Source organism: Cycloclasticus sp., assembly GCF_019090545.1.
Taxonomy (GTDB): Bacteria; Pseudomonadota; Gammaproteobacteria; order Methylococcales; family Cycloclasticaceae; genus Cycloclasticus; species Cycloclasticus pugetii.
Window position 1 is genome coordinate 1 of record NZ_JAHRVT010000032.1, and the last position, 12,743, is coordinate 12,743.

Genomic DNA, 12,743 nt, shown 5'->3' on the forward strand with positions numbered 1-12,743 from the left:
AGATGGCCGAGCGGCTGAAGGCGCTCCCCTGCTAAGGGAGTATGGGTTTTATAGCCCATCGAGGGTTCGAATCCCTCTCTCTCCGCCATTTGTGAGATCAATCAATAAAGTTCAATTTATTGGTTTCTCTTAGTTAATACATCATTGTTGGTGTGAATTCCCGTTCAAATCGACTTAATTAGCTTTGTTCATCAAAGCAAAATAGCCTAGTAGTTAGCGTACAGTGCAGATCGCTTGTGAAGCAATGAGCTGACTTTCTCTATGTGACTACTCAAAAGCAGCAACATTATTCTTCATTCACGAGATACTTCACCAGGCTTTGGTACATCGCCCTTATTAACGTGTTGTTCGGCAGAAATTTCACTAGCCCATTGATGATCAGCGGCGCGGGAATCTATACTACTTTGTTTGTTGTTTTCTAAAGGCGTTAATGAGAGCCTAGTTAGTAAAGGAAAGTGGTCAGAACCAATAGAAGGTAAGCACTGAATGGCCCGTAAAGTGAAATGTTTACTATGAAATAAATGGTCTAAAGGCCAACGCATAAAGGGGTAATCCACATGGAATGTGTTGAGCACGCCTCGTCCAACTCGCGGGTCTAATAAGCCGCTAATTTTTCGGAAAAGTCGGGTTGTTGCAGACCAGGCAACGTCATTAAGGTCGCCAGCTACGATGACAGGCTGGTCACTTTCGGCCACACTTCTAGCTACAATAACTAGTTCAGCATCCCGTTCTGATGACTCAGGGTTTTCCGTTGGACTTGGAGGAGCGGGGTGAAGAAAATGCGCGCGAATTTTGTCACCCGTGCGTAGTTCTAGCGTTGCATGTATCGATGGAATACCTTCTTCAACTAAATAGCATATTTCTGTTTCTGCTAACGCTAAGCGTGAAAAAACGTGCATGCCATAAAGGTTGTCGAGAGGGCACTTAACACTATAAGGCATTTGCGTTGCCAACACTTGAAGCTTTTCTTCCCACCACTGATCTGACTCTAGCGTAACAAGGACATCAGGTTGATGTTTGTTGACCAACGCTATTAACGCATCAGCATTATGGTTTGATTTAAGTACATTAGAGGTCAGAACACTCAGTTGATTATCTGGACTATCATCAGTTGAAGTAAGGACCTCCTTAGGCCAAAAAAGGGTGTAGGGTAATATCCAGCATAATTGCCAGATTAAACAGATAAGCGTTATGCTTATTAAGCATTGAGTGATCAGCAATTGGCTGTCAAGAAAAAGAAAATGTGCTGCTAAAAGGATAATCGCCAACGTGGCAAACTGTAAGCGAGGAAAATCCATCGCTCTAATTAACCAATGTGAAATTTTTAATAAAGGCAGGAAAGTCACCAAAAAAATAAAAACTGTGGAGATTAAGAGTACGGATAACATTCTTCGACTACCTTTGTATGGTTAATAAAATCGTACGTATTTAGGCTCGAAATGGCCAATTTATCGTGGATAAGAATGCCATAAAAATTTATAAAGTGCAGCGTCAGTTGTTACTGGAGATAAGCTTTTGTGCCCAATTCTTATTTGGTAGCGCCATATGAAATAAAATTAGAAGCTTTAAGTCTAATTAAGGTGTGTCGTATATCTGCCTACAGCTTATTAGCTGAAGGCTGTTCCATCAAGTTTAGCAGCACAAGATCTTACCGTTTAAGTAAGCGATTTCGTTTGTGTTGCTGGTGCTGTAAAAATCAGCATGGTTTTTTATGACAGTTATAAAAAAAGGCGCCTTTAAAAACGCCTTTTAATATTTTTAACTGCCAAAAATTGATACTTATCGGTCTTTTAGCTGGTCTCTTTGCCCATTAGGCGAGGTAGTTCACTAAACACTTCATGGTTAACTAATGCTTGCAAGGCTGGGTCATCGTGAATACTCTCCAAGTAACTTTCTCGCCTATTAAGTGCTTCGATTAGAAAGTGAAGTGCTTCATCAAATTGCCTCATAGCGGTATATGCGCAGGCCAATTGATAAAATGCACGACTATTTTCAGGGTCTATTTTAAGTGCTTGGTGACATAAATTAGCCGCCCATTGAGGTTCGTTCAATTCAAGTACTGCATTGGCTTTATAGGTTATTGCCTCGCAATCATCTCGGCGTATTTTAAGAATTTCGTCATAAATGGTTATTTTGTTGGAAGGGGAGTCATCTTGTTGTGCCTGTAGCCAAAGTGATTGGAGTTCTTGTGTTAATTCGATTTCTTCACGGTTTTCATCAATATGTTGCGTTTTTTGCTGTAATTGCTCTTCAATCATTTCTAATCGAGCCTCATATTCATGAATCAGCTTTGATATTTCCTCATCGGCGAGAGAATGTACGCGTTCTTTGATGTCCCTTATTGAGGTCCAGCCGACCAATACTAAAACGGATGTTGCTGCAGCTATCAAATAAAAGAAGTAGGTAACGGTGTCGGTTGCATAAGCCACGGCACGGTCAACGGAGTTATGCTCACGATCTAAAATTTGTTGCAGTAATTCTTGTTTTGATTTGGCTTGATCGATACGCAATTGTTTAATTTCATCTAATACATAGCGTTCAACAAATGGGGAGTAGAGCGGTTTCTCTAAATTATCAATTTTTTCCGGTATAGGGTCATCGACAGTGGTGGCGGCCGCTAATAATATAGGAAACAAGCAACTTAATAGAATCAGATTTTTTATGATGCGAGACATATGGCCCTTCCGTGATCATGAACTTCTACCAGTGCGGCATGTAAGCTTTTCACTGTATTGTCATGGTCTGCTTCGTTGACAATAAATTGCATATCTACTTGGCGCATTGACTGGTGGACAGCCAAAACACTAATATTTTCGTTGGCCACTGCCTGCACCATTTTTGCTAATATCCCTGGAATTTGCATATCGCTGCCTATAGCAGAAACAATGGCTACTTTTTTATGATTTACATCGGCTTCTGGAAAACGTTCTTTAATTAAGTAAAGAATACGTTTTACGGTTTTTAAGTTTGTTGATAAGAAATGGGTAATAGCATTGGCATTGGTGTCCTTAGAGACGATATGTGCATTAAATCGTTTGATAATAGAGACTAATTCGCTATCGTAATTTGATAGATTTCCGGCCATATCTTGATCAAACACCTCAAGCGCATAGATTCCTTTACAACCAGCAATGATTTCAACGCAAGGCGACTCACTAACATAATCGCCAGTAATTAAGGTGCCCGTATGTACTGGCTCAAACGTATTTTTTATACGAAGTGGAATGTCATTTTGTCGTAAGCCTTTGGCTGCTTTTGGGTGAATGGCCTCCATTCCTAGGTTAGCCAGTTGGTCCGCCACGTCATAATTAGTACGGCCGATAGGAACAGCATTTTCTTCACCAACTAATCGAGGGTCAGCGCTGCTTAAGTGAAACTCCTTATGGATAATGGCTTCGCTAGCCCCAGTTAACACAGCTAAACGGCTGAAGGTCATCTCGCTATAGCCTCTATCAAAAGATGACATGAGGCCAGAATCACTGTGTGCGTAGCCGGTCACAATGGGGAGTTGTTTTTCAAGGTTGATGTGTTGGAAGCTTAAACGAATACGTTCGTCTAAAGAGATATGGTGGTCAGCTCGCCACCCGGTTAAATCAACAAAGCAAGCATCAACACCATCCCGGTTAAGTAGCTCGGCGGTGTTCCAAGCGCTATGTGCTTCGCCAATGCTGGCTAACATTTCTCGAACGGTTGCTAAATGCGCATCTAAGGCAAAATGGCCATGTTGGCATAGGCTTTGTAGGTCAGCTAAGCATTTTTTTGCGTCGTCCATCCGTTCGGCCAAGAAAGTGTTAGCCTTATCTAGCAAGGTCGTTTGGCCAAATAGTTCTAGATTAATAGCTTGTAATTGTTGGTGCAATTCGTTACATTTAGTCAGCCAGCTGTCATCTTCTATGCCGTTGGCAAATAGGCCGTAGATGCCCGGTTGGCCACTTTTTTTATGTTCCAGTAAGGCATCAGTAACACCGCCATATGCTGACACTACAAATATTCGTCGGTAAACGCCGTCTAGGTTTTGATTAAGAATGATGTTATCTCGAACGGACACATAATCGCTCATTGATGTGCCGCCGATCTTTTCTACAGTATGCATTTTATCCTCTATGTATTATGTTTAAAGCGCTGAGTTTCAGTGCAAGATGGGCACAATGGTGAGCTCAGTATAGTTATTAGTCTGGTTAATAGACTTTTAAGGTCACACATAAATAGTTCCCCGTATGCTCAGCTATGTATGGTTTAGTTATTGTTCAGAACGCTACTTTTTTCATGATTAATGGGTTTCTTCATGGTTACGCTCCTTTCCTTCGCAGTATCTAATTTGTAATTTGATGTGTTAGCTGGCCTATTGGCTTTTGATGTTTGCCTGTTTCCATAATGGTTAAAATGAACGAGAAGATGTTAATGGTTTGATGTTAGAACGTGCACAAAGATACTCAGGCCGAGGCGGTTGCTCGCAAAATGGCTTGGCAACTTTGTTGCTTAATGCGTTATATACAAAAAACACATTGGCTCTAGGGTGAGGGGTAATATTACCGTTTGAGCCGTGTAGCGTATTACAGTCAAATACAATAACGCTGCCAGGTTTACTGGTCACTGTGGTAATGCCCTGTTTTTCTACCAACATGCTCAGGTGCTCGTTAGAAGGTACGCCATATTCTTGTTTTTTTAGTGAGGCTAGATGATGTTGCCGAGGCGTCTTACCTTCGCAGGCAATAAACTTCTTGTGCGAACCAGGTATCAGCATCAAGGGTCCGTTATGTGTATGGTTTTCTGTCAGCGTGACCGACATACTCAAGGCGCGCATATTAGGCATACCGTCTTCGACATGCCAAGTTTCAAAATCAGAATGCCAGAAAAACTCTTTACCGATAAAGCCGGGTTTGTAATTAAGGCGTGATTGATGAATATATACTTGGTCGTTCAAAATGTACCTTGCGAGACCTGCTAAACGTTCATCCATCATTAGCTTTTTAAAGACCGTACTGTTTTCATGTAAACTAAATATTGAGCGAACTTCGTGATGCCCCGGCTCTGTATATGCTTTTTCAGATTGTTCGTCGTTGCTAGCTTTAGACCGGAGTCGAGCGGACTCATCTTGAAGGGCTTCGATTTCAGCACTTGAAAAGATATTGTCGAGCACAATAAACCCTTGTTGCTCGAACTGCTCAATTTGTGAAGGGTCGATAGGCGGTGTGCTGTTTTGGGGAGCATAAATTACTGGATCCTGCCGATCCGTTATGCTGCTTAGCCCTTTGCGTGATGGGTAAGTATCTTCAACAGCGTGGCTTTGATCAATAGAGTGCCTACTTGCTGTGTTATTCATCAGTGCTATTGTCCTCAATGCCTTGGTCGTTTAATTCATAAGCACCTTCTGCGTTATGCACTTCCTTACCATTAAGTGGCGGGTTGAATACACAAGCCAAAGTCATTTCTTTTGAAGCACGAAGGATGTGTTTATCATGCTTGTCCAAAACGTAAATAGTGCCGGGTTTGATTGGGTGCTTTTTATTGTCGGCTAAGGTTTCAACTTCGCCCTCGCCGGTAATGCAATACACCGATTCCAAGTGATTTTGATAGTGCATTTGAAAATCAGCGCCTTGGTAAATAGTCGTGATGTGAAAGGAGAACCCCATGTTGTCTTCCTTAAGAAGCAATCGGGTGCTTTCCCAGTTTCCATCGGGGGAAATAATTCTTCGGTTACTTTGATTGGCGTCAGATAAATTACGTACGATCATTAGATTATCCTTTGGTTAAGCTCTTTTTACGATGATTGATAAAAATAAGTGATTCAGTAAGCAGGGCTTTATTGCCCCGCTTTTACTGTGTTTTTATCGTTTAAATGGACGTTTAAACGTCACTAGGCCAGCAGTGAAAGCGGTTAAACCTTAACTGGCTTCGAAATACAGATTCTTTTCTGGAATATCTTGTTTTTCACATACTTCTCGAATAGCTTCTTCAATAATATCAATACCTTTTTTAAGGTTCTCATCAGAGATAACTAACGGGCACAAAAACTTGACGACTTGATCATCTGCACCACTGGTTTCAATGATGAGCCCTTTTTGGAAGGCGTGATGTGTAATTTTCCCAGCAATGTCACCATTAACACAGTTAATGCCTTGAAACATGCCGCGACCTTTGGCGGTAAACTGACCTTCACCATATTGGCTGACGATGTTTTCAAGTCGCTCGGAAACATACTGGCCTTTGCGTTTAATCTCTTGCGAAAATTGATCATTTGTCCAATAGTGGTCAATGGCTGCTTTAGCGGTTACAAAAGCAAGGTTATTGCCTCTGAAAGTACCGTTGTGTTCACCGGGTTTCCAGACATCAAATTCGGCTTTTATCAGCGCTACTGCAAATGGCAAACCATAACCACCAAGCGATTTGGATAAGGTGATAATGTCAGGTTCGATACCGGCTTCTTCAAAACTAAAATAGTCGCCTGTTCGGCCGCAACCGGCTTGTATATCATCAACGATTAACAGGATGTTGTGTTTACGGCAGACAGTCTGAAGGTTTTGCAGCCATTTAATACTGGCAGCGTTAATACCACCTTCACCTTGGACAGTTTCAACAATTACCGCAGCAGGGGAGTTAATGCCACTGCTTGAATCGGACAGCACTTTATCAAGGTATTCTGTTGTATCGATGTTATCACCTAAGTAGCCGTCATATGGCATACGGTGGGTACCGACTAAGCTAACGCCAGCCGCATCTCTATGATGTGAGTTGCCTGTTGCCGCTAGTGAGCCCAAGCTGACACCATGAAATCCATTGGTAAAAGTCACAATATTTTGTTGGCCAGTTACATTACGTGCAATTTTCATTGCTGCTTCAACAGCATTGGTACCGGTAGGGCCGGTAAATTGCACCATGTATTCCATATTTCTTGGTTTTAAAATATGGTCATTAAATGCTTGTAGGAACTCACCTTTAGCTTTGGTATGCAAATCTAAGCCATGGGTAATACCATTGCTTTTAATATATTTAAGCAGCGCGTGTTTGAATATAGAGTTGTTATGACCATAGTTAAGGGTCCCAGCTCCAGCGAGAAAGTCTAAATATTGGCGACCTTCTTCGTCCCACATAAACTCTCCTTTAGCGCGATTAAAAACGCGCGGGAAAGAGCGTGCATAGCTTTGTACTTCAGATTCTATTTCATCAAAAATTTTCATAGTAATTTGTTTGTTTGGTTAAGGTTAAAAGGACCGATTCGGACTAAATTCTCAGAATCATGTTGGCCGTCAAAGTGCGTTTGCTTGTCCATCCATGGGGCATGCTGCAACTGTGTCTCTAGACTTTTTGATAAGGCCTTAAAGAGATGCCAAGAGGGCTTGTTATCTTCGGTGATAGTTGTCTCTATGTAATGCACATCCTGACAAAAAGGGCGGTTTAAGATGTGTAGCAACATCTGTGAAGCAAGCCCCCGCCCACGGGCCTGTTCATTAACAGCAACCTGCCAGATAAACAAAGTGTTTGGGCTTTTAGGCAGTAGGTAGCCTGAAATGAAACCGACTATTTCATCGTTCATTTCTGCTGCGACAGAGGTGCTTGCGAAATGCTCACATTGAAGCAGATTACAGTAGCTAGAGTTGGTATCGAGGGGAGGGCAATTTTCGATCAATCGATAAACGGCCATGCCGTCTTCAAGGGTCGGTTCCCTCAAATAAATAGGTTTGGAATATGACAAATTTTTTTATTACGCTATATATTTAGTTAGTGTGCTAATTAATAAAATTTAAAAATAAAGGCAAATTTAGTTTTTTTTGGCTATAAATCCTTGTAAATTTAATATTTTATTTAATTAATCATTAGTACACTAAACATTGTAGCATGAGATCGTAGTTGATTTCCACCTGACCGCCTATGCATCAAATTAAGAATGGGCTAGGAGCTTGATAATTAAGTAGAATATTTTGACGCTAAGGTTTTAGAGAATGGAGATCCTGATCAGAAGGGCTTAAATTATTCATTCAAATTAACTGCTAATGGGCGAGCTGAAAACATGGGTGTTAACCAGTTGAAGGGAAAAACAATACGCAGGTCAGTATGTAGATGGTTTGGGTTAGGCGTTTATCTAGTGGTTTGGTTTTTTTACCATTAAAAATTATCGAAGATATAATGGACTTGAGTATTAATTAATCGAGAGGAGCCCAGTTGAATAACAGTCAAGAAGTATTGATGGCATTAAGGCGTGTAATTAGGGCAACTGACCTGCACTCTAAACACTTAGCGAAAACGACCGGCTTAACGGCACCTCAAATTTTGTTGCTGCAAACTATTCGAGATAAAGGTGAAGTGACCATTGGCGAACTTGCGAGTGAAATAAGTCTTAGTCAAGCAACGGTGACGACGATTTTAGATCGACTGGAAAAGCGTCAGCTGGTGTATCGTGAACGCTCTAAAGCAGATAAGCGAAAAGCGCATGCCTACCTTACAGAGCAAGCTATTGAGATTTTAAAAGACTCCCCAATTCCCCTGCAAGAACAGTTTGCGCGCCAGTTTGATCATTTGCATGAATGGGAGCAAACGATGATTATCTCTTCTTTGCAGCGTGTTGCTCAGATGATGGATGCACAAGATATTGACGCTTCCCCTGTATTGGATCTTGGTGTTTTAGACCGTCAGGGAACAGCGATAACCCCATCTGACGTATAAGCAATAATGAGGCTGCGGTTCCTGAGCTTTATTATTGAGTATTCTGCTGGGATAAATGATTGACGGCTTTGTTTTATTTTTCATTAAACGTTAATGTTTTTTTATGGAGCTGCTTTAATTAATTTAAGAAATTAACTTTCTTTAGTGATTTTTGCTTGACCTTTAGTTCAGTCCGAATACAATAGCCACCTCAAAGCGCCTGTAGCTCAGCTGGATAGAGTACTCGGCTACGAACCGAGCGGTCGGGCGTTCGAATCGCTCCAGGCGCGCCATACATGAAACCCTCCTTTTGGAGGGTTTTTTTGTGCCTGCCGATTAAGTATGGGCGCTTTAATGCCTTCATTTTTTAAGGCAATATTTGTAAATAGGGCCTAACAGGTTGATATATAAAAATATTTTTACAGTTAATTCATTTTGTTTGGAATACAATATATAGTTAATATTAAAATTATTTACACACTATCTTGTGTTTCTATGGGCTTTCTTATAATCTATCTCTACAGGGAATAGGGAGCGCATCCCGAAAACATTACATTAAGATAGATAGGGGAAATATGAGCACAGTCAACTTGAAAGTTATTAAAGAAAATCACGCTGAGATTGAGTTCCAATCGGCCTCGTTAGATATCTGGGATAAAAAATACTGTTTAAAAAAACAGGATGGCTCGCCCGTCGATAACAATATTGAAGAAACCTATGATCGTGTTGCAGCAGCAATTGCTGAGGTGGAAGAAAACGCAGATAAGAAAGAATATTGGCATGATCAATTTGTCTGGGCTCTAAAACATGGTGCGATTCCAGCAGGGCGTATTATTTCCAATGCAGGTGCTAGTGATTATAAACCAGCGACATCGACTATTAATTGTACTGTATCAGGCTCTATTTCTGATTCTATGGACGATATCTTAAGGAAAACACACGAAGCTGGTTTAACCCTTAAAGCGGGTTGTGGTATTGGTTACGAATTTTCTACGCTACGCCCTAAAGGTGCCTATGTATCCGGTGCAGGTGCTAATACCTCGGGTCCATTATCGTTCATGGATATTTTTGACAAAATGTGTTTTACCGTATCATCAGCGGGGGGGCGACGTGGTGCACAAATGGCAACCTTTGATGTTGCTCATCCGGATGTGCGCGACTTTGTTCGTGTAAAGCGTGAAGATGGCCGCTTGCGTCAGTTTAATTTATCGTTGTTGATTACAGACGACTTTGTACAAGCAGTTAAAGACGATGCCGATTGGCCATTAGTGTTTCCTTTGTCAGAAAAAGAATTGGCGTCAGGCGAGATTGATTTAAATGATAAAGACAAGGTGCTATGGCGTGAATGGCCTATTACCAAAGGCTACCTAGTAAATGATGTAGGCTTAGTTGCCTGTCGAATTTATAATCGAGTGAAAGCTCAACGCCTATGGGAAACTATTATGGCGTCTACTTATGATTATGCTGAACCTGGGTTTATTCTTATCGATAAAGTGAACGAGATGAATAACAATTGGTTTTGCGAAAATATTCGCGCAACTAACCCATGTGGTGAACAACCATTACCGGCCTATGGATCTTGCTTGTTAGGCTCCATTAATTTAACTAAGTTTGTATTAAACCCTTTCACCTCAAAAGCGTCTTTCGACTGGGAAAAGTTTCGTAAAACTGTCGGTATTTTCACCCGAATGCTGGATAACGTAGTAGAGATTAATGGCTTGCCTTTGGAAGGCCAACGTGAAGCAATTGAGCACAAGCGTCGCCATGGTATGGGCTTTTTAGGCTTAGGTTCAACCTTAACAATGATGGGTATTCCTTATGGTGAAGATGCATCGGTTGAATTTACTGAAGAAGTCAGTAAGCAACTAGCGGTTACCGGTTGGGAAGCGGGTTTAGAACTGGCTAAAGAAAAAGGGCCTGCGCCCATCATGGATGAGGACTTTGAAGTAACAGGAGATATGCTGCGTAAACGACCAGAAATGTTGGACGATGGTTATCAGGTTGGCGATACAGTAAAAGGCCGTGTTTTACATGCAAAGTACAGTCGTTATATGCAACAAATAGCCTCTGTTGCGCCTGAGCTCGTGGAGCAACTTGCAGAAACGGGCGCGCGCTTTACTCACCATAGCTCTATCGCGCCAACAGGAACTATTTCTCTATCACTAGCCAATAATGCCAGTAATGGCATTGAACCAAGCTTTGCTCATCACTATGCACGTAATGTTATTCGTGAGGGGCGTAATGCGAAAGAAAAAGTTGATGTATTCTCATTTGAGTTATTGGCGTACCGCACATTAATTAATGAAAAAGCCATGCCGTATTCAGAGCAGGCAGATGAAAAACTACCCAGCTATTTTGTAACGGCAGAAACCATTACTCCAAAACAGCATGTGGATATACAAGCTGCAGCACAAAAATGGATTGATTCATCTATTTCAAAAACCGCTAATGTGCCGACAGAATTTCCTTTTGAAGACTTTAAAGATATCTATCTTTATGCTCACGAAAAGGGATTAAAGGGCTGTACAACGTTCCGCTTTAATCCAGATGTATTTCAAGGTGTACTGGTAAAAGACTCAGACCTAGAAAACACAACATATCGTTTTAAGCTTCAAGACGGCTCAACGTTAGAGGTAAAAGGTAACGAGATGGTTGAATATGAAGGTGAATCACATACCGCAGCGAACTTATACGATGCCTTAAAAGAAGGTTATTACGGTAAGTTTTAAGGTTGACGGCAGCGAACAGGAGAAAAAAATGACACACAAAATTACACAAGCCATCACCGGTTACGACGTTGTAAAAGACGATGAACCAAAAGTTGAAGAAGTCGCTCTTCAGACTGAAGAGAAAAGCAATATCATCCAAATGCATGAAAGCCTTAAAAGGCCAGAAATGTTATTGGGTTCAACCTATAAAATTAAAACGCCGTTATCAGAGCATTCGCTATATATAACGATCAATGATTTGATATTAAACCCAGATACAGATCATGAGCAACGGCGTCCATTTGAGGTGTTCATCAACTCTAAAAACATGGATCACTTCCAGTGGATTGTTGCGCTAACAAGAATTATGTCTGCGGTGTTTAGAAAAGGTGGCGACATTACCTTCCTAGTAGAAGAACTACGTTCCGTATTTGACCCCAGTGGAGGCTACTTTAAAAAAGGCGGTAAGTTTATGCCATCACTTGTTGCTGAAATTGGAGACGTCGTCGAATCGCATTTAAAAATGATTGGGATGATCAAAACTGAAGAAATCAGCGAGCACCAACAAAAAATCATGGATGAGAAACGGGCTCAGTTTGAAGCAGAAAAACAGGTTAAATCCCCCGAGCATGAAACCACTAGCGAATTTCCAGCAGGCTCACAATTATGTACAAAGTGTAATGTGACCGCCTCCATCCAAATGGATGGCTGTATGACATGTTTGAATTGTGGTGATAGCAAATGTGGCTAGGATGAAATCAAGTTGGCTGACCCCTTGATTTACAGCCCTGTTTTGTCTTGATTATCGTATTACAGGGAATTGTAGTCCTTATAAGTAAAGAAATTACAGGGAAATTTTAGTTCCCTTAATAACTAGTTAAGTGTTTATTGTCTTTAGTTGGTTTTCTTCACGCTTACGATAATACCCAAGTGCTTTTAGTTTTGGGTGCCGGTTGTAAGTTTGGATTAGCTTTCAGAAAAAGCAGTTTTTAGGCAAAGGTTAAAAGGCAACTTCGGTTTTTCAATGTGTTGTCAATCGCACTCACGAAGAGTCAAATCGAGCGTAAATTGTTTAAGCTAGCTTCCATATCAAGCCTTAACCCGCCATCCAGTAGGCATAAGGTAGCAAGTGGTAACTAAGGGGTTTAAACTAAGCGCTCAAACGAGTTTTTAAAGAGTTGTTAGGTGTACTGGCGGGTACCGGCATTGCACGCTTTAAGTAAGCGCAACAAATCGTCCGGTGCGAGCGTTCTACACTTAACAAAAAGGTCAGCCTGACGCCTGGCGGCGCAGGCTACCTAGGCGTTATGCTTCAAAAGAAGCCACATGCACATTCCAAACAATCAATTATTAATAGAGGCTAATTATGAGTTCAGCAATACCGCTAGCTGGCGG

At 41.3% G+C, this 12,743-nt stretch carries 10 protein-coding genes and 1 tRNA gene; 4 read left to right on the plus strand and 7 right to left on the minus strand.

The features are described 5' to 3' along the window. Positions 1-293: 293 nt before the first annotated feature. The 7 genes from KUG63_RS07605 to ectA form a co-directional block, all read right to left on the minus strand. A complete protein-coding gene (locus KUG63_RS07605) occupies positions 294-1,388 on the minus strand; it encodes an endonuclease/exonuclease/phosphatase family protein (RefSeq protein ID WP_020932752.1) in 1,095 nt (364 codons plus the stop codon). Between the two features lie 402 nt (positions 1,389-1,790). Continuing rightward, a complete protein-coding gene (locus KUG63_RS07610; protein ID WP_020932751.1) occupies positions 1,791-2,675 on the minus strand; it encodes a TPR end-of-group domain-containing protein in 885 nt (294 codons plus the stop codon). After that, positions 2,660-4,093: an aspartate kinase gene (locus tag KUG63_RS07615; RefSeq protein WP_020932750.1), complete on the minus strand. Its 1,434-nt coding sequence runs from the start codon at positions 4,091-4,093 to the stop codon at positions 2,660-2,662. Before KUG63_RS07615 ends, KUG63_RS07610 begins: the two co-directional genes overlap by 16 nt. A 285-nt stretch (positions 4,094-4,378) precedes the next feature. Continuing rightward, entirely contained in the window at positions 4,379-5,323 is a 945-nt protein-coding gene (gene thpD, locus KUG63_RS07620) for an ectoine hydroxylase (protein WP_287554621.1), read from the minus strand. Further along, positions 5,316-5,735 (minus strand): ectoine synthase, encoded by a 420-nt coding sequence (locus tag KUG63_RS07625; RefSeq protein ID WP_015005701.1) that lies wholly within the window; start codon positions 5,733-5,735, stop codon positions 5,316-5,318. The genes thpD and KUG63_RS07625 overlap by 8 nt, the downstream gene beginning before the upstream one ends. A gap of 150 nt (positions 5,736-5,885) precedes the next feature. Beyond that, positions 5,886-7,178, minus strand: a complete 1,293-nt coding sequence (gene ectB / locus KUG63_RS07630; RefSeq protein ID WP_020932748.1) for a diaminobutyrate--2-oxoglutarate transaminase — start codon at positions 7,176-7,178, stop codon at positions 5,886-5,888. Beyond that, the gene (gene ectA, locus KUG63_RS07635) at positions 7,175-7,693 is read right to left on the minus strand and encodes a diaminobutyrate acetyltransferase (RefSeq protein ID WP_020932747.1); all 519 of its coding nucleotides are present in this window, start codon (positions 7,691-7,693) and stop codon (positions 7,175-7,177) included. The genes ectB and ectA overlap by 4 nt, the downstream gene beginning before the upstream one ends. A 467-nt stretch (positions 7,694-8,160) precedes the next feature. Between ectA and KUG63_RS07640 the strand changes: the two genes are divergently transcribed. From KUG63_RS07640 to KUG63_RS07655, 4 genes are all read left to right on the plus strand, one after another. Further along, positions 8,161-8,661 (plus strand): MarR family winged helix-turn-helix transcriptional regulator, encoded by a 501-nt coding sequence (locus KUG63_RS07640; protein ID WP_015005704.1) that lies wholly within the window; start codon positions 8,161-8,163, stop codon positions 8,659-8,661. Positions 8,662-8,856: 195 nt separating this feature from the next. Next, positions 8,857-8,933, plus strand: a tRNA-Arg gene (locus KUG63_RS07645). Between the two features lie 282 nt (positions 8,934-9,215). After that, a complete protein-coding gene (locus tag KUG63_RS07650; protein ID WP_020932746.1) occupies positions 9,216-11,369 on the plus strand; it encodes an adenosylcobalamin-dependent ribonucleoside-diphosphate reductase in 2,154 nt (717 codons plus the stop codon). Between the two features lie 28 nt (positions 11,370-11,397). Next, positions 11,398-12,099: an NrdJb gene (locus KUG63_RS07655; RefSeq protein ID WP_020162042.1), complete on the plus strand. Its 702-nt coding sequence runs from the start codon at positions 11,398-11,400 to the stop codon at positions 12,097-12,099. Positions 12,100-12,743 lie beyond the last annotated feature (644 nt).

Excerpts from the sequence above, each read along its gene's own strand:
- KUG63_RS07610 (WP_020932751.1), bottom strand. The coding sequence starts at position 2,675 with ATGTCTCGCATCATAAAAAATCTGATTCTATTAAGTTGCTTGTTTCCT.
- thpD (WP_287554621.1), bottom strand. The coding sequence starts at position 5,323 with ATGAATAACACAGCAAGTAGGCACTCTATTGATCAAAGCCACGCTGTT.
- KUG63_RS07605 (WP_020932752.1), bottom strand. The coding sequence starts at position 1,388 with ATGTTATCCGTACTCTTAATCTCCACAGTTTTTATTTTTTTGGTGACT.
- KUG63_RS07625 (WP_015005701.1), bottom strand. The coding sequence starts at position 5,735 with ATGATCGTACGTAATTTATCTGACGCCAATCAAAGTAACCGAAGAATT.
- ectB (WP_020932748.1), bottom strand. The coding sequence starts at position 7,178 with ATGAAAATTTTTGATGAAATAGAATCTGAAGTACAAAGCTATGCACGC.
- KUG63_RS07615 (WP_020932750.1), bottom strand. The coding sequence starts at position 4,093 with ATGCATACTGTAGAAAAGATCGGCGGCACATCAATGAGCGATTATGTG.
- KUG63_RS07655 (WP_020162042.1), top strand. The coding sequence starts at position 11,398 with ATGACACACAAAATTACACAAGCCATCACCGGTTACGACGTTGTAAAA.
- KUG63_RS07650 (WP_020932746.1), top strand. The coding sequence starts at position 9,216 with ATGAGCACAGTCAACTTGAAAGTTATTAAAGAAAATCACGCTGAGATT.